We start from the raw sequence: 15826 nt of genomic DNA, 5'->3' as shown, positions 1-15826 counted from the left end.
TCAATGCACGCTACATGGATCCGGTGCTGGGGCGGTTTATTTCGCCGGATGATTGGGATCCGACCAAGGAAGGTGTTGGCACCAACCGGTATGCCTATTCTCAGAATGACCCGGTCAACAAAAGCGATCGGAATGGCCACGGATGGGAAAGCCTATTTGGCGGAGGGGGTATTTTCAGCGGAGGCCCTGGAGCTGTTGCCGCCAGAGGTTACATCGGCAATCAGGCCGACATATCTGGACATGCGGGCGTTGATGCCGCCGTTAATACAGGAAAAGCGATTGTATCGGCTACTCCGGTCGGAGACTTGCAATCGATATACGAGGGAGTAAAAGAAAAAGATAAGGGAAAAATTGGGCTAGGCGTGGCGGGCCTTGCGCTGAGTGTGGCGCTACCCGAGGAGAAAATAGGGGCAGCGTTAGTTGAAAATGGACTAAAAGCAGTCGTAAAAGAAACCCCTCTATTATTGAATCCATCAATAAAAATTACTGCAAAAGGTTTGAAGCATACCGTAGATCGTCATACAATTAACAGCATATCGAAGTATGCGGATAAAAGTAAGTTTAGCAACGGTGAGGATGTAGAGTCATTAATAGATTTGGCGACGCAGCAAAAGGCGACCGTGCAGCCAAATGGAAACTTTGTTCGCACCCTTGACGTGAATAGGGATATTGGTGTTGACAGGTCAACAGGACAACCGACGTCGGTAATGTCTGTTGTTACCAATCCAAAGGGTGAATTGGTAACAGCCTTTCCAGGGAGGCCATAGAGTCTAATGTCGCTAGATTTCTCAATCCTTGATGCAAGTGGCGCCCCAAAAAAATCAGTCCCACTAGATGTCGAGCTTCATCATGAATTGTTGGTGGCCGCCAAATCTCTTGGGTTGGGCGAGGTTGTTAGATTCCATGATTACTATGAGGATGAGGAGATACCTCTTTCTTCAATACCGATATTTATGCAAGAAATTTTCATACTAAAAAACAACACTAACTCTTCCAGGTTACTGGATTTCTTAGAAAAAATGACATCGCTCGGGAGTTCCGCTTTATCAGAGAAGAGAAGCATCGTTGCAATATCGGATTGATTTCGAATTACAGTGCACTTTTTGCCATCTTCGCCCGTCCGCCGATGCGGCAAGGAATTACGGTGACAGTGCACTTTATTCATATTCGTTCGACCTTCATTGCGTGTAGATTGCTCCCATGGCTCGCCTCGCCCGCATTGTCGTGCCCAGTCTGCCGCACCACGTAACCCAGCGCGGCAACGGGCGCGCCAAGGTGTTTTTCACGCTTGGTGACTACGCGCTCTACAAGGCCCTCCTAGTCGAGCATTGCCGCGCCGCCGATGTCGGCATCTGGCCCTGATGCCGAACCACGTGCACCTGATCCTGACACCGGCCGACCCCGATGGCTTGCGGCGCGCGCTTGCCAAGGTGCATCGCGCCTATGCCGGCACCATCCACGCGCGACGGAAGAAAACCAGGCATTTCTGGCAGGGTCGCTTCGGCGCCGTCGCCATGGACGAGGATCACCTGTTGTCGGCAGTGCGCTATGTCGGGCTGAACCCGGTACGCGCGGGGCTGGTGAGCCAGGCGGCGGATTGGCCCTGGTCAAGCGCTCGGGCGCATCTGACGGATGAAGCCAATGGCGTTACGGATCTGGGGCCGATGAAAGACCGGCTGCCCTCGTCGGCCGGACTGTTCGATCTGATCGAGACGGATGTCGCGGCTTTCGATGCCCTGCGCAAAGCCGAGCATCGGCCGGCCGGTGGGCAGCGACGCATTTCTGGACCGGGTTGCCGGGCAAACCGGAAGGGCCGTGAAATCGGGAAAGCGAGGCAGGCGGCGAAACGAAAATGGTGCACTGTCACCGTAATTCTGATGCGGTTCGCGAAAACGCGTTTCAAGCGCTTGGTCAGACGAATCCGTACTCCAAGACCCCGAATAAAGTCCAGAAGGTTGAACCTACTAAAGCAGCCCCAACGAGCCCACCGAAAGGGCGCGCCGCCACTAGCGCTGCCGCCAGCAGAGGGAGTACGCTGCATTCAAATAAGCCAGGGATGTTACCGGATCAGCTGAGACAACAGTACCCAGATACCAAGTTCGAATTCAAGAAGTCGGGCGTGCCCGGACAAGACGTCAAGGTAGTTGACGGCAAACACCCCTCTGCGTACCCCAATTCATCTTGGCCTCCAGGCTTCGCCTACGGGGACTTCAAGCCCGCGACACCAACTGGCGCTAGGACATTCAGAGCTGATCAAAAGAATAAATGGCGCGATGATACATATAAACTTGACTACGATCCACATACAGGAAAATTGAAAGATAATACTAACCAAGAAAAGTCTGAAAAACCAGAAAACTCATCGGACTCAATGAAACCGCAATGATAGTACAATTCTACGGTGTCACCTTCGACATGCCTACAGGATGGGAAGACATAACTGACAACCTTCCCGCGGGGTCACCACCTACCTTGGCTAAAGCGTCAGGTGTCGGGGCTGTTCAATTCTCTATCGCGACATATCATAGCGGGAAAAATCCGAATGTGAATTTCAACGACCTCAGATCTTTTATGATTGAGTTTTGCCAAAATAACTCAATTGATAGTAAAGATATCTCATCCGCAAAAAACAATAACATAATGTGCGTCGGATTAGCTTCGAAAACCGAAGATGAAACCTTGTCAGCGTGGTATTTATCAAATGGGAAAGACGTTGTCTTTGTAACATACGTCGCTTCGAGCGAGGACGCAGGCCGTATAAATAAAGAATTGACCGAAGCGAAGACGATGATTTCATCTATGTCGTTTTAAAATTACGGTGACGGTGCACCTTTCACCATATTCGCCTGACCATCGATGCGAATTACGGTGACGGTGCACTTTATTCATGTTCGTCCGACCTGCATTGCGTGTAGACGGCCAGCATGGCTCGCCTTGCCTGTATTGTCGTTCCCGGTCTGCCGCACCACGTGACGCGGCGTGGCAACCGGCGCGCCAAAGTGTTTTTCGCGCCTGGTGACTATGCGCCCTACAAGAACCTGCTGGTCGAGCATTGCCGCGCCGCCGATGTCGGCATCTGGCCCTGATGCCGAACCATGTGCACCTGATCCTGACACCGGCCGATCCGGATGGCCTGCGGCAAGCGCACCACGTCCGCATGCGCCAATCTCGGTCGGCGCCAATGCGATGGCCTATGATGCCAATGGCAATTTGACCTCCGACGGCAGCCGCACGCTGGTCTGGGACGAGGCCAACCGGCTGAAAACGGTCACGCGCGCCTCCAACACCGTCAACCTCGCCTACGGGCCGGACGGAGCGCGCGCCAGGAAGTCCTCGAGCTTCGCCACGACGCTCTATCCCGACGCCAATGTCGAGATCGATCCGAAGACACCGGGCGCGGAGACCTACACGCGCTACCCGCATCCCGACATCAAGGTCGTCGGCACGACCAAATACTTCCTGCACCGCGAGCATCTGGCCTCGGTGCGCCAGGTCACCGACATGACAGGCGCCATCGTCGAACAGACCAGCTACGCCACCTATGGCGAAAGCCTCAACACCGGCTTCCAGACGCAGAAGAACTACATCGGCGAACGCTTCGATCCCGAGACCGGCCTGCTGTATCTCAATGCACGGTACATGGACCCGGTGCTGGGGAGGTTTATTTCGCCGGATGATTGGGATCCGACCAAGGCAGGTGTCGGCACGAACCGGTATGCTTATGCCCAGAATGATCCGGTCCACAAGGCGGACAGCAATGGCCATTCGCTGCGGTCATCCGACGACAGCGCCGCTGGGTTGGCTAACGCTGGCAGAGAAGGCGGCGGCACCAACAGCGGCACGGGCACTGCTAGCGACAAGGGCCCCCAAGCTTCGGCAGACAGCAACAAAGATCTAGCGAATCTGGGCTTCAAAGGCAAAAACAAAACGGCTGTTGGCGATCACATCGCGGAAGATGATTTCGTAGGCTTTGACTTCGAGCCGGTTACAGCTGGCAAGCTCGGTCCTACTGCCGCACCTATCTGCGGTGGCGCTTGCGCGGCACCGGGAGATTTCGCGGGACCGGGATACTATGCTCAAGACGCTGTCGGGATGAAGATGAACGCGCCGGTAGCCGAAGAGGCTGTGCCGGCCAAAATTGCCCCTGAAATCCGAGGGCCACGAAGTGCCAGGGGAGCACTTAGAGATCAGGTACTGAGCAAAGGGCGCAATCCAGACGGAACGATCACTTGCGCGTATTGTGGGAAAGCGACGGCTCCTGATAAGATTCAGGCGGATCACATTAAAGCATATTCTAAAGGGGGCCCGACATCTCTGGACAATTTGGATCCAGCCTGCCAACCATGTAACGGCTCAAAAGGCGCAAAAGATCTTGGAACAGAATGGTCGCCAACAAGGTACAGGGGTGAGTAATGGAGGTTCAAGCTCTGGTCTGCGGCCACGTTTTTCGAGATGAAAGGCCAGTGGCTCTGGTAATCCGCCATTCAGATGGCGGGTGGCAACTTACATGTGGACAGTACGATCACCCTCATGATCTGTCAGACTTCGAGGTGGTTGGATTGAATCACATAATTGACCGCCAAGAAAATATACAACTTATTGGAGAGCTAAAACCTGGATGGCTTGCTGAGTTTGCCAACGGGAAATGGAATAAGCAACAACACGACGACTGACATTCCATGTGTCGGCATTTGCTTTTGGAGCTGTAGTCGATAGACCGACCGTGTGCAATTACGGTGACAGTGCACTTTTTGCTATCTTCGCCCGGCCGCCGATGCGGCAAGGGCCTGCTCGGCGGCCATCTCTGTAGCCCACCGCAGTCTTGGCTGCCCTGCTCAAGTAGCAGGCTTCCCTTGTTGATATCCAGATCTCAGGCCTTACCCTGACCCGGCAGGTTGCCGCCCTCCACCCCCAACCCTGTGGATAGACCCCAAACACCCACATCATTCCCGACATCGGCTTGCAAAGGCCGTAGACTAAAAACCCAGGGGAATCGGGTGGATGTCGATCAAGCCGAGTCATCGCGTCGTGTTGTGCACGTTGCTGGCGGTTGCCGGCTGCACCTCCGCGCCGGGCAAGGACTTCTTCACCGAGACCATCGACAGCCTGCATGCCAGGAACTCGCCGTTGCGGGCGGGCTACACCGGTCCCGGCGCCATCACCTCGGCCGCCGGCCAGGCGCAGCGCTTCAACGGCACGCAATATCAGGGCTCGGGCCAGTTCGTCTCCTCCGGCGCGCCCGTCACCAAGGTGACGACAGACGGTTCGGGCCAGTTCGAGCTCAACCTGATCAATGCGCCGATCACCGAGGCGGCCAAAGCGGTTCTGGGCGATGCGCTGCACCTCAACTACATCGTCGATCCGCGCGTGCAGGGCACGGTGACCTTGCAGACCTCGCAGCCGGTGTCGAAGGACGCGCTGGTCGATATCCTGCAATCGGCGCTCGCGGTGAATTCCGCCGGCATCACCAACCGCGCCGGCACCTATCAGATCGTGCCGCTTTCCGAGATCATGTCCAGCACACCGCCGGTCAGTGTGCCTTCGGTTTCGCCGTCCGGCCCCGGCGTCAAGGTGCAGGTGCTGCAGCTGCAGTTCATCGCCGCCGACGAGATGAAGACCATTCTCGAACCGATCACCCGACAGGGGTCGGTGCTGCGGGTCGATTCCGTTCGCAACCTGATCACGGTCGCCGGCAACGACAGCGACCTCAATGCTATCAGAGAAGCGGTCTCGGTGTTCGACGTCGACTGGATGCGCGGCATGTCGGTGGCGCTGCATCCGCTCAAGACCTCCAAGCCGGAGGCGGTTGCCGCCGAACTCGATTCCATCTTCGGCACCAAGGAAGGGCCCGGCGCCAAGCTCATCCAGTTTATCCCCAACGACAGGCTGAATTCGGTGCTGGTGATCACGTCGCGCCCGGCCTATCTCGCCCGTGCCGCGACCTGGATCAACAAGCTCGATAGGCTGGCCGAGACCAACGAAGATCAGCTTTTCGTCTACCAGATCCAGAACCGCCCGGCCAAGGAACTGGCTGCGGTGTTGAGCTCCGTGCTTGGCACCACGGTCAAGACCGAGGGAGATACAGGCGGCTCGAATGTGTCGCCCGACCAGACGCCGATCGCCATGCAATCGGATGGCGTCACGCCGGTGCCACTGACCGGGCCGTCGCCTTCGATGCCGATGCAGGATGGACAGGCGCCGGCCCACGCCACGGTCGTCGCCGATGTCGAAAACAATGCGCTGCTGATCCAGACCACAGCGCGCGACTACGAACGCATCGAGCAGATACTGGCCAAGGTCGACGTGCTGCCGACGCAAGTCATGCTGGAGGCTGTCATCGCCGAAGTGACGCTCAACGACGATTTGAAATACGGACTGCGCTGGTTCTTCGAGAATGGCGGCATGAACATCTCGGTGACCGACGTGGCAAAGGGCGTTGCCGCTGCGGCACTGCCCGGCTTCAACTGGAGCTACGCCACCGACAACATCCAGGTGACGCTGAATGCACTTTCCAGCATCACCGACGTCAATGTCATCTCGGCGCCGACCATCATGGCGCTGAACAACCAGAAGGCGATCTTGCAGGTCGGCGACCAGGTGCCGATCGCGACAAGGCAAGTGGTGGACCAGACGCTCGGCAGCTCGCCGGTCGTCTCGGTCGAGATGAAGGACACCGGTGTCATACTGACGGTGACGCCACGCATCAACAATGCCGGCAGGGTCATGCTCGACATCCAGCAGGAGGTCAGCAACGTCACAAGGACGACCAGCTCCGGCATCGATTCGCCGACCATCCAGCAGCGCAAGATTCAGACCCGCGTCCTGGTCAATGACGGCGAGAGCCTGGCGCTGGGCGGCCTGATCCAGTCGCGTAATAATGTCGACCGCACGCAAGTGCCTATCCTCGGCGATATCCCGATCATCGGCAACGCGTTCAAGCAAAAGACGGACAGCATCGGACGCACCGAACTGATCATCTTCATCAGGCCGCATGTCGTGCGCGACATCAACGAAGCGCGCGAGGTGACGGACGAATTCCGCGGCAAGATCAGCTTGCAGACGCCGATCCAGAAGCGACGCGGCGGCACCAAGCTGCAAGAGGACCTGAAGAGGCTGGCGTATTGACGATGCACTCATCCCTCGTGCTGGCTGCCACGATCGCTCTGGCCGCTATTCTCTGCGCTATTTCGATCGCCGATTTCCGCCGGCAGATCATCCCGGATGGGTTCAACCTGGCCCTGGCCGGCATCGGCCTTGTCTATCAGATGGCGACGCAGGCGGATGGCCTGCCGGCGCGCCTGCTGTTCGCCGCCTTGACCTTTGCCGCTGCCTGGTTGATCCGGCGCGGCCATTTCCTGATGACCGGCCGGATTGGCCTCGGCCTCGGCGACGTCAAGATGCTGGCCGCCGCTGCATGCTGGATCAGCCCACGGCTGTTGCCGGTGCTGCTGTTCGTCGCCAGCGCCAGCGCTTTGCTGTTCGTCGGCGGGCTGGTGATCGCGACAGGGCCGGCGGCGGCCAAAGCCCGTGTCGCCTTCGGCCCGTTCATCGCCATCGGCCTCGGCTGCAGCTGGGCACTGGAGCAACTTGCAGGTTTGGACATGGGACTGCTCTGATGATCACTCCACGCTTTACCTCTGAAAAATCCCGCCGAGAACGCGACGATCGCGAAAGCGGCTTCACCCTGGTCGAGCTTCTGGTCGTGCTCGCCATCATCGCGCTGATCGCCACGCTCGCAGCACCTCAGGTGCTGCGCTATCTCGGCTCGGCAAGAACCAACGCGGCCAAGGCGCAAGTCCGCAACATCGAAAGCGCGCTTGAACTCTACTATGTCGACAATGCGAAGTATCCGACCGCGGAGGAGGGGCTCTCGGCCCTGGTTGCGGCGCCCACAGGCGAAGCGCGTTGGAACGGCCCTTACCTCAAGGGGACGACCGGTCTCAAGGATCCGTGGGGGAGGCCTTATTCCTACGAAGTGAAGGCCGATGCGAGCGGCGTGGTCATCCGCAGCCTTGGAAAAGACGGCAAGCCCGATGGAACCGGCGAAGACCAGGACATCAGCAACTGATTTTTCTTCTCTATGGTCGGCGCTGTGTTTCGGGGCGCTGTGTTTCGTTCATGCCCGGCAGCTGCCGGGCATTGGCCAGATCGAGGCGAGCAAAACCGCTCGCCGAAAAGGCGGCACCATCGCGCTGAACCGACACGGTGAACCGCACTGCGGCGGGCAGGCGCCGCGGCGCATTCCAGCTCGACAACCATGATGAACCAGCCGTCGAACCGTCGAGATATTCGAATCTTATGGCGTTCACACCGCCGAGCAGCCGCACCGGCTGGCTCTGCGTCGACGCGCCGGGTCCGCTGCCGCGCCGTGTTTTCTGGACAATGGCCAGTGCACTTCCGCCAAGCGAAACTGCAATTTCGCGCAGCGCGGAGGATTTGAAGCCGATCGCCTGAACGGCGTTGAACTCGATCCGGGAACCATCGCCGTCGAGATAAAGCACCTGGTCCGGCGACGACTTCGACAAGGGCAAGGGCTCGGCATGGCTGATCGCCGTTTCCAGAAACCGCGATGCGGAATCGACCTCCATCTGGAATTCCGTTGCTTTTTCGATGCGCAGCATGGTTCGAGCCTGGCCGAGGAAGACCATCATCAGCGATGTGATCACGCCGATCAGGGCCAGCCCGACCAACACGTCGATCAGCGCAAATCCCTCGACTGATGCCGATGGTCCCCTTGATGATCTGGCGTCGGGCAGGGGGATGCCTGAACGGCGCTCCGGCCGGCAGACGGCGCGGATTTTCGAGTGAGCGCGGGAAAACAGGCCGCTCATTGAGCACCGGGCTCCTGCACCGGCACGAAGGTTAGAAACGGCCTGCCTGGAAACGCTCCGCCCGTCTTTTCTATGAGCACAGCCGTCACCTTGGCCTTCGACATTTCTATCGTGTACGTCTTCAGGGTCCAGCCGTTTGGCGCCGTGGTTTGTGTCCGGGCTTCGTAGTCGGCCAGCATCACACGCACCGTCCTGGCGGCTTCGACCTGGCGCTTGGCCGCGGCGATGCTGCGGCTCGCCAGAACGATCGACTGGCTGGCGATGCCAAGCACAAGCGCCAGGATGGTCATGGCGACGATCATCTCCAGGATCGAAAATCCGTCTTCGGAGGTCGGTTGAGACGATGGCGCCGTCATGGCAGCGCGCGCCAGGTTGAAAGCCCGGTCAGCCAGTTGACCGCGATGCGCGCGGTCCGCCCTTTTTGCAGCAGCGAGATGTCCATGCCGGAAGCGCTGCCATCGGGAAGGAAGGTCAGGACTGTCTGCCGGTCGGCGATGACGGTCTCCTGGCCGGTGGTCACGGTCATTTTGACATCGTCCGGCAGCGTGAGCGTGTTCTGTTCGCCGAACCGGAAGGTGCGGGTGCCGAGATCGACGAGAACCTGCCTGGGCCTGGCGGCGGCGATCGCCGATGTGCGCGACAGGCGCAGCCGCATGGTGATCTCGCCGGCCAGTGTCTCCAGGTTCCTGGTGCGATAGTTGCTGACCAGCCCCGGTGCAGCGATGGCCGCGACGAGGGCCATGATCGCCAGCACGACCAGCATCTCGACCAGAGTAAATCCGGCGGTTGCGTGTGCCGGCGCGCCGGCTCTCGACGCAGCTGTCATTGCAGCGCCAGGTCGTTGATGCTGAGGATCGTGGTCATCACCGAAATGACCAGGCTGCCGACGAGGAAACCGAGCGAAATCGTCAAAGCCGGGGTCAGCAGCTTCAGCACAGTGTCGATCCGGCGCGTCAGCGTCAGCTGGAGCATTTTCGCGGCCCGATCCAGGACCACGGGAAGGGCATTCGCCTCTTCGCCGAGCGAGACCAGCGACATCGTCGCATTGTCGAAAATCCCTGCCTTGACGATCGCGCCATGCAGGCGGGCGCCGTTGGCGACGGTTTCTTCGATCGCCGCAAAGCTTGCCGCCAGCGAACTCTGCCTGGAAACATTGGCGGCCAGGCCGAGCGCCTCGGTCATCGCCACGCCATTGCCGAGCAGCAGCGCAAGCGTTTCCAGATAGCGCGCGATCACGGCATCCCTGACCAGCGCGCCGATCAGCGGGATCTTCAACAGCCAATGCGAGAGGCGTTTTCTCGCACCGGTGGATCGGGACAGAAAAAGCCAGGTAAGCAGGCCGAGGACCGCCGCCAGCGGGAAGACGAACGGATAGTCGCGAAACACCGTGCCGAATGCAGAAAGCATGGTCATGGTGAACGGCTTGGGAGCAGATGAGCCTTCGAAAATCGGTTCCAGCGCCGGTACCAGGACCGTCGCCAGAATGACCAGCGCCCCGCTCATCACCAGCAGCAGGAAGGCAGGATAGGCCAGAGCCTCGATAATTGCCGCACGGCGTTTGGCCGTTGCCTCATAGGTGTCCGCCAGCCGCTGGCATATATAGGCCATCTTGCCGCTGCGCTCGCCGCTGGCGAGCAGGGCGGCAACGTCGGAGGTGATACCCGGCAGCCCGGCAAAGGCCTCGGCGATCGGCCGGCCGCCGGTTGTGAGATCGAGCACCGATTGCAGCTGTTGACGCCGCTGACCGTTGGCCTCGCCCGAAATGACCGCATGCAAGGCGCGGTCGACGGTGAACCCGGCATTCAGAAGCACCGAAAGCTCGGAAAACAGACGGCCGAGATCGACCTTGCGGGTCAACGTCAGCGCGCTGCGCCCGGGCAGGCGAAGCTGCTGCTTGTCGCCGCTCACAGGCGCAAGGTGAAAGGAACGGCGGCCCTGCTGCGCCAGTTTGCGCGCCGCATCTTGCTTGGTCGACGCATCGAGAATGCCGGTCTCGGTGCTGCCGTCGACGAGATAGGCGCGATAGGCGAAGGCCGGCATCAGCCCCCTCCCGCGAGATCGATGACACGCCGGACTTCGTCCATCGTGGTGACCTGCGATCGGGCAAGGGCGGTTGCGTGGACCGACATCGGCACGAGGTCGTCCTCGGCGGCAATTTTCCCGATCTCCATTTCGCCGGCGCCCCGGTCAATAAGCTCGGCGATGCGCGGCGATACCTGCAGCATTTCGTAGGTCACTGTGCGCCCGCTGTAGCCGGAGCCGTTGCAGGTGCGGCAGGCCGGGCCGGTTTGGTCGGCGCCGTGGCAGGTCGGGCAGACACGGCGCAACAGCCTCTGTGCGATGACGCCCCGGATCGTCGCGCCGAGCAGATAGCCGTCGATGCCCATGTCGCGAAGCCGCGTCAGCGCGCCCGCGGCACTGTTGGTGTGAAGTGTCGAGAACACCAGATGGCCGGTGAGCGCCGCCTGGACCGCGACCTGCGCCGTCTCGCGATCGCGAATTTCACCGAGCAGGATGATGTCGGGGTCCTGCCGCAAGATCGAACGCAGGGCGGCGGCAAAGTCGAGGTCGATCGCCGGATTGACCTGCAACTGGGTGATGCCCGCCATGCGATATTCGACCGGATCCTCGACCGTGAAGATCTTGACGTCCGGCCGCGAACGCTCGGCGAGGATCGAATAGAGTGTCGTCGTCTTGCCGCTGCCGGTCGGCCCGGTGATCAGCACGATGCCGTTGGCGGCTTGCGACATGGAGCGGATCTTGCCTTGCGCGACACCGTCGAAACCCAGTTTCTCCAATTTCAATTCGACGCCGGCACGGTCAAGAATTCGAAGTACGATGGCTTCGCCGTGAATCGACGGAATGACCGAGACGCGCAGGTCGACGTCGCGGCCGCGCACGGCGATGCGCATGCGTCCATCCTGCGGCAGGCGCCGCTCGGCAATGTTGAGGCGCGACAGGATTTTGATGCGGGTGGAGATGCCGGACAGCATCGCAATCGATGCGGTATCGACGGTCGACAGCATGCCGTCATGCCGGAAGCGGATGCGGACGTGATCCTCGAGCGGCTCGATATGGATGTCGGTGGCCCTTGCATCGACAGCCTTGTGGATGGTCTCGGCGACGAAGCGGACGATCGGCGCCTCACGGGCAAAATCCTTCAATCGTTCGAGGTCGTCGGGACCGAAATCCAGGAATTCGCCACCACCGCCGCCATTTGAAACGGCCTCCAGAGCCGATTGCTCGATGCGATCGATGCATTCGGTGATCGTGCGCCTCGGCAAGATGCGCAGCGCCAGTGTCCGCTCATAGTGAAAGGCAAGCGCGTCGATGGTTGCCGACGAGAAGGGATCGGCGACGGCGACAACCAGCCGCTCGGCATCCATTTGCAGCGGCAGGATCGCATTTGCACGCAGGTAGACCAACGGCACGCTTGCCAGCATTTCGGGGCTGATCTGTTCGGGAATCTCGACCGTCGGTGCCTGGAGGTAGCGGCTGAGGCTGTTGGCAAGCTCCTGCTCGCCGATCAGTCCGAGTTCGGTCATCACCGTATCGAATGGGTGTCCTGATGTTCGCGATGCTCCCAATGCGCGCTGGGCCGCGTGCGCAGTCAGCACCTTCTCGCCTTCGAGAAAGGCCAGAAACGCTTCGGTCCCCTGGGGCTGGGCGGGGGCGTTCATGAGCTCCACCCCTGCAGGAGCTGTGCGGCCTCGGTGCCGAAAAGCACCTCGCAGCCGGCACTGCCGGCGCCTGCCGGCAATGTGCCGGCGTCACGCGCCGGGCTTCGCGAGACGCGCCGGAACGCCGTGTCGCTCACCGGAGATTTCTCGATGATGAACCCGGCCTGACCCGTGATGCCGGATCCGTCGCGTCTGACGGCCACGTCGACCGTGTAGGCCGATGCCTCGGCAGCCTGAACAAGCGCGGCGCTGGAACCAGTGGCAAGGGCCGCGCGAAGACGGTTCGGTGCACGATCGGCGCTGATCGTGCCGCGCTTCGAGTTGACCGTGAAGGCGGCATGGAGGGCCTGCAGGGGCACTGACGCAAGGGCAGCGAACTCCTGCAGTTCGGACACCGATTCGAACGGCGCCTGCTTGTCTTGCGGCGGCCCGACGGCGCTTCTTGGCCCGGGCTGGCCGGCAAACAGCTTGGCGTTGTCACGAAACCGGAGCGCGGCCTCGGCCAGCGCTTGCGACGCCTGCTGCTCGAAGCCAAGCGACGCGAAACCAAGCGCCAACAAATTGTCGTCGGCGGCATTGAGATCGATCAGCCCGCCGTGATCCTGGACGCGCACATCGAAGCTGAACGCACCCGACCGGCACGCCGCCGGTGTGGAATCCAGCGCAAACGTCTTTGTCCCCGAGCCGCCGGTCAATTCGCTCGCAACAAGATTGCCCAGGCCCTCGGCAAGCAGCGACAGGCGCTCCTGTTCTACCTCGTTGTTGGCGATCATCAGCCGCGTTTTGGCCGTCACGGCGAAGGGCACGACTATTGCCGAGACGATCAGCATGAACACCAGCACGGCGACCAGCGAAAAGCCGCTATTTGGGCTTTCGTTGCCTGCGCTTGCGCCGTCGTGAGGTGTGCGGCCGCTCATAATTCCGGGACCGGGGGTGGCGGAGGGGGCGGTGGTGGTGGCGGGAGGTTCTCCCATGGCGGATAAAGCAGGATGTGGGCCACCTTGCCGTCACGCTCGAGCACGGCCTGATCCTTGTCGATCGCCGACACCTTCCAGCCATCGACGGTCTCGCCATTGCCATACCAGACAGCAGCATCGCTGCCCGCGACGCGCAGCAGCGCCTTTGCCGCTCCGCCGTTTCTGCTGATGCCCAGCAGCGATGGCGTAACGGCCGGTGCGGCTTCGGGCCGTGGAGCCGGCTGCTCGGCCGGTGCGACGGCGATTTCCACCGGCTGCGGCGGGACTGGCGGCGGCACGATTTTCCGGCGCGTCGGTGTGAACAGCGGACGCTGGAACGTCTCGCTGAAATCGCCGGCCTCAGGAAACTGCAGCGATCCCGCCGCTGATGCCAACGCGCCGTCATGCCCTTTCCCGGAGGCGACCGGCGTGATGTCCACCGGCGTGCCGTAGAGCACGACATTGACCAGGATGAGGCCCGCGATCATGGCCGCAATCGCCAGGCCGGTGACTTTCAGGGTCATGGCTTGACCCCACTGGCTGCCGATGCGCCTTGCGTTTGCAGCGGGCCGTAAAACAGGATCTCGGCAAAGATCTCGGGGTCGCCGCTGTGCCCGGCGGCCGGTCCGACATCGGTCGTGCGCACGGTGGCCTCGCGAATGAACAGCACCGGAAGCGACGTTTCGATGGCGAGAACGGCGTTGTGAATGCCCTCGAGCGGCCCCGAAAGGTTGGCCCGCAGCCCGATGAAATCGACGCCGGCTTCGCTGAGCACCGGTGCATTGCCGGCCGACAGCACGTTCACGCCATTGGCGGCGGCGATCGCGTTCAGGCGGGTCTGCAGCCCGCCGCGAATGATCGCTTCGCTCCCGCCGGTGAGAAATTCGGGATTTGCTGCCACTGCCGGACTGGCGGCGCTATCGAGGCGCTTGGCCAGTGCCGCCACGCTCTGCAACTGGCCGAGGAGCTCGCGCTTCTCCTCGATCCCGGCCTGTGCCGAGGCGACACTGTCGAGCGCCGCGAACACCACCCAGGCGAGGACGCCAGCCGATACCGCCGCGATGGCCAGCGCGATCAGGCGGCGAACCAGCGGGCTGGTGTTGAGGATGGCGGAGAGCATCGTCAGAGCGCTCCGATCTTTGCCGTAATGGTGAAGTGTTCGCCCTCCTGGCCGGGAACCTTGACCACGGGCGAGGCGAATTCGGGCGCCGAAAACAACGGCGAGGCGTCGAGCGGCTGGATCAGCTCGGCGGCGGAGGCCGAAAAGCCTGTGATGGTCAGGTCGCCGCCCTTGGCCGAAAGATCGGTCAGCCAGGTCGTGTCGGGAAGCAGGTGCGTCAGCTCGGCCCAGACGCGGACCAACGACGCCGTCGTCTTCTTTTCCTGGCGGATTCTTTCGATCTGCTCGATGCCGGCCTGGCGCTTCTGCAGCGAGGTGCGTGCCGCCTTGGCCAGCACCTGCGCATCGGCGATCTGCGCGTCCAGTTCGGCACCCGCCTGCCAGCTGCGCCAATGCGCGTGAGCAAAGGTGACCAGCATGGCTCCGGCCAGGATCGAACAGGCCGCGATCCCTATAGTTCTGCGGCTCCGGTCGCCAGCGCTCGGCGGCCAGACGGCGGCGAGGCTGAGCGGATCGGCCGGCAGCACGCTGTGCGGCTGCGACAGCGATAGGCAGCGGACCGATCCACCAGCCCGGCGGACCGCTTCGAGCACCGCAGCAAGCGTCTTCGCCTTGACGACATGGTAGAAGCAGTCCTGCTCGGCGTGCCTGGCAAAGACGACATGCACCTGCGCCGGATCGATCGGCGTCGAGGCCAGGAGGTCGAGCTCGGCCATGTCCCGAGCCTGGCGAAGCGGCAGCCGCCGCGCCGCCAGTTGCCGGGTCAGGAACAGCCCGGGCTCAATGCGGATATCGAAGGTCGGCCGCTTGCGCCGAGGCCCGCCCTGGAGAAGCGCCAGGACCTCGTCCGAAGCGGCGTTGAGCGCCAACGGGATTGATTGGAACTCCGGCGCATTGGCCTCGCGGGCGCGGATGCCGTCATCGGCCAGGCTGACGATCCAGTCGCAGGTGGTGGCTTGCCTGTGCTTGGGCGCAAGCCGCGCCCGGACCCCTCGCAGCTCGTCGAGCCACCAGTCGAAAAAATCCAGAACCTGCGCGTTGAGTGTCGCCACAACCAGCCGCCCGCCAACCCGGCTGATTCTCGGCCGAGGTTTTCAAGATGAGATTACTACAAAAGCCGATTTGATGCGGATATTAGCGAAGGCGCGGTAGGCCGATTAGTCACAGCTTTTGTTGAGACCGAAGAACGACATAAAACCGCAGGCATTCCGATTTTTGGTCTTGAGCACCTCTGCTTTA

At 61.1% G+C, this 15826-nt stretch carries 18 protein-coding genes; 9 read left to right on the top strand and 9 right to left on the bottom strand.

What is annotated here, in order from left to right:
* The 9 genes from NKH57_RS21985 to gspG form a co-directional block, all read left to right on the top strand.
* A partial coding sequence (locus NKH57_RS21985) for an RHS repeat-associated core domain-containing protein (protein WP_352947238.1) occupies positions 1-767 on the top strand: 767 nt, incomplete at its 5' end.
* Positions 768-1200: 433 nt separating this feature from the next.
* Complete coding sequence (locus NKH57_RS21980) at positions 1201-1362, top strand: hypothetical protein (protein ID WP_245266632.1); 162 nt, start codon at positions 1201-1203, stop codon at positions 1360-1362.
* Positions 1362-2075, top strand: coding sequence for a hypothetical protein (locus tag NKH57_RS21975; RefSeq protein ID WP_352947235.1), 714 nt, complete (start codon positions 1362-1364; stop codon positions 2073-2075). Before NKH57_RS21980 ends, NKH57_RS21975 begins: the two co-directional genes overlap by 1 nt.
* Positions 2076-2382: 307 nt before the next feature.
* Positions 2383-2811: a hypothetical protein gene (locus NKH57_RS21970; protein WP_352947232.1), complete on the top strand. Its 429-nt coding sequence runs from the start codon at positions 2383-2385 to the stop codon at positions 2809-2811.
* A 113-nt stretch (positions 2812-2924) separates the two neighbouring features.
* Positions 2925-3086 carry a hypothetical protein gene (locus NKH57_RS21965; RefSeq protein ID WP_352947229.1) on the top strand — a complete coding sequence of 54 codons (162 nt, stop codon included), beginning with the start codon at positions 2925-2927 and terminating at the stop codon, positions 3084-3086.
* 100 nt (positions 3087-3186) lie between these two features.
* The gene (locus NKH57_RS21960; RefSeq protein ID WP_352947226.1) at positions 3187-4413 is read left to right on the top strand and encodes an RHS repeat-associated core domain-containing protein; all 1227 of its coding nucleotides are present in this window, start codon (positions 3187-3189) and stop codon (positions 4411-4413) included.
* A 588-nt stretch (positions 4414-5001) separates the two neighbouring features.
* Complete coding sequence (gspD, locus tag NKH57_RS21955) at positions 5002-7125, top strand: type II secretion system secretin GspD (protein WP_352947223.1); 2124 nt, start codon at positions 5002-5004, stop codon at positions 7123-7125.
* Positions 7126-7127: 2 nt separating this feature from the next.
* Positions 7128-7616 (top strand): prepilin peptidase, encoded by a 489-nt coding sequence (locus NKH57_RS21950; protein ID WP_031260278.1) that lies wholly within the window; start codon positions 7128-7130, stop codon positions 7614-7616.
* Positions 7616-8068, top strand: a complete 453-nt coding sequence (gspG, locus tag NKH57_RS21945) for a type II secretion system major pseudopilin GspG (RefSeq protein WP_023759611.1) — start codon at positions 7616-7618, stop codon at positions 8066-8068. The genes NKH57_RS21950 and gspG overlap by 1 nt, the downstream gene beginning before the upstream one ends.
* Positions 8069-8078: 10 nt before the next feature.
* On the opposite strand, the gene NKH57_RS21940 is transcribed toward gspG, so the two are convergent.
* The 9 genes from NKH57_RS21940 to NKH57_RS21900 are packed head-to-tail and all read right to left on the bottom strand — an operon-like array spanning position 8079 to position 15639.
* Positions 8079-8831: a type II secretion system protein GspJ gene (locus NKH57_RS21940; RefSeq protein ID WP_352606471.1), complete on the bottom strand. Its 753-nt coding sequence runs from the start codon at positions 8829-8831 to the stop codon at positions 8079-8081.
* Complete coding sequence (locus NKH57_RS21935; protein ID WP_352606469.1) at positions 8828-9187, bottom strand: PulJ/GspJ family protein; 360 nt, start codon at positions 9185-9187, stop codon at positions 8828-8830. The genes NKH57_RS21940 and NKH57_RS21935 overlap by 4 nt, the downstream gene beginning before the upstream one ends.
* A complete protein-coding gene (locus NKH57_RS21930) occupies positions 9184-9657 on the bottom strand; it encodes a prepilin-type N-terminal cleavage/methylation domain-containing protein (protein WP_023759608.1) in 474 nt (157 codons plus the stop codon). The genes NKH57_RS21935 and NKH57_RS21930 overlap by 4 nt, the downstream gene beginning before the upstream one ends.
* Positions 9654-10871, bottom strand: coding sequence for a type II secretion system F family protein (locus tag NKH57_RS21925; protein WP_023759607.1), 1218 nt, complete (start codon positions 10869-10871; stop codon positions 9654-9656). Before NKH57_RS21925 ends, NKH57_RS21930 begins: the two co-directional genes overlap by 4 nt.
* Positions 10871-12511: a GspE/PulE family protein gene (locus NKH57_RS21920; RefSeq protein WP_352732516.1), complete on the bottom strand. Its 1641-nt coding sequence runs from the start codon at positions 12509-12511 to the stop codon at positions 10871-10873. The genes NKH57_RS21925 and NKH57_RS21920 overlap by 1 nt, the downstream gene beginning before the upstream one ends.
* Complete coding sequence (locus tag NKH57_RS21915) at positions 12508-13428, bottom strand: hypothetical protein (protein ID WP_352606463.1); 921 nt, start codon at positions 13426-13428, stop codon at positions 12508-12510. The genes NKH57_RS21920 and NKH57_RS21915 overlap by 4 nt, the downstream gene beginning before the upstream one ends.
* The gene (locus NKH57_RS21910; RefSeq protein ID WP_023759604.1) at positions 13425-13991 is read right to left on the bottom strand and encodes a hypothetical protein; all 567 of its coding nucleotides are present in this window, start codon (positions 13989-13991) and stop codon (positions 13425-13427) included. The genes NKH57_RS21915 and NKH57_RS21910 overlap by 4 nt, the downstream gene beginning before the upstream one ends.
* A complete protein-coding gene (gene gspM, locus NKH57_RS21905; protein WP_352947216.1) occupies positions 13988-14587 on the bottom strand; it encodes a type II secretion system protein GspM in 600 nt (199 codons plus the stop codon). The genes NKH57_RS21910 and gspM overlap by 4 nt, the downstream gene beginning before the upstream one ends.
* A gap of 2 nt (positions 14588-14589) precedes the next feature.
* Positions 14590-15639 (bottom strand): PilN domain-containing protein, encoded by a 1050-nt coding sequence (locus NKH57_RS21900; RefSeq protein WP_352947213.1) that lies wholly within the window; start codon positions 15637-15639, stop codon positions 14590-14592.
* Between the last annotated feature and the right edge of the window lie 187 nt (positions 15640-15826).

The organism is Mesorhizobium sp. M1050 (assembly GCF_040318715.1).
Classification (GTDB): Bacteria; Pseudomonadota; Alphaproteobacteria; order Rhizobiales; family Rhizobiaceae; genus Mesorhizobium.
The sequence above is the reverse complement of the archived record's forward strand: the minus strand, read 5'-3'. Positions and strand labels throughout refer to the sequence as shown.

Bases quoted from the DNA above. Each gene is read 5' to 3' on its own strand.
- NKH57_RS21980 (WP_245266632.1), top strand. From the start codon at position 1,201: ATGGCTCGCCTCGCCCGCATTGTCGTGCCCAGTCTGCCGCACCACGTA.
- NKH57_RS21925 (WP_023759607.1), bottom strand. From the start codon at position 10,871: ATGCCGGCCTTCGCCTATCGCGCCTATCTCGTCGACGGCAGCACCGAG.
- NKH57_RS21965 (WP_352947229.1), top strand. From the start codon at position 2,925: ATGGCTCGCCTTGCCTGTATTGTCGTTCCCGGTCTGCCGCACCACGTG.
- NKH57_RS21940 (WP_352606471.1), bottom strand. From the start codon at position 8,831: ATGAGCGGCCTGTTTTCCCGCGCTCACTCGAAAATCCGCGCCGTCTGC.
- NKH57_RS21915 (WP_352606463.1), bottom strand. From the start codon at position 13,428: ATGAGCGGCCGCACACCTCACGACGGCGCAAGCGCAGGCAACGAAAGC.
- NKH57_RS21975 (WP_352947235.1), top strand. From the start codon at position 1,362: ATGCCGAACCACGTGCACCTGATCCTGACACCGGCCGACCCCGATGGC.
- NKH57_RS21935 (WP_352606469.1), bottom strand. From the start codon at position 9,187: ATGACGGCGCCATCGTCTCAACCGACCTCCGAAGACGGATTTTCGATC.
- NKH57_RS21930 (WP_023759608.1), bottom strand. From the start codon at position 9,657: ATGACAGCTGCGTCGAGAGCCGGCGCGCCGGCACACGCAACCGCCGGA.
- NKH57_RS21910 (WP_023759604.1), bottom strand. From the start codon at position 13,991: ATGACCCTGAAAGTCACCGGCCTGGCGATTGCGGCCATGATCGCGGGC.
- NKH57_RS21960 (WP_352947226.1), top strand. From the start codon at position 3,187: ATGGCCTATGATGCCAATGGCAATTTGACCTCCGACGGCAGCCGCACG.
- gspD (WP_352947223.1), top strand. From the start codon at position 5,002: ATGTCGATCAAGCCGAGTCATCGCGTCGTGTTGTGCACGTTGCTGGCG.
- gspM (WP_352947216.1), bottom strand. From the start codon at position 14,587: ATGCTCTCCGCCATCCTCAACACCAGCCCGCTGGTTCGCCGCCTGATC.
- NKH57_RS21950 (WP_031260278.1), top strand. From the start codon at position 7,128: ATGCACTCATCCCTCGTGCTGGCTGCCACGATCGCTCTGGCCGCTATT.
- NKH57_RS21920 (WP_352732516.1), bottom strand. From the start codon at position 12,511: ATGAACGCCCCCGCCCAGCCCCAGGGGACCGAAGCGTTTCTGGCCTTT.
- NKH57_RS21970 (WP_352947232.1), top strand. From the start codon at position 2,383: ATGATAGTACAATTCTACGGTGTCACCTTCGACATGCCTACAGGATGG.
- gspG (WP_023759611.1), top strand. From the start codon at position 7,616: ATGATCACTCCACGCTTTACCTCTGAAAAATCCCGCCGAGAACGCGAC.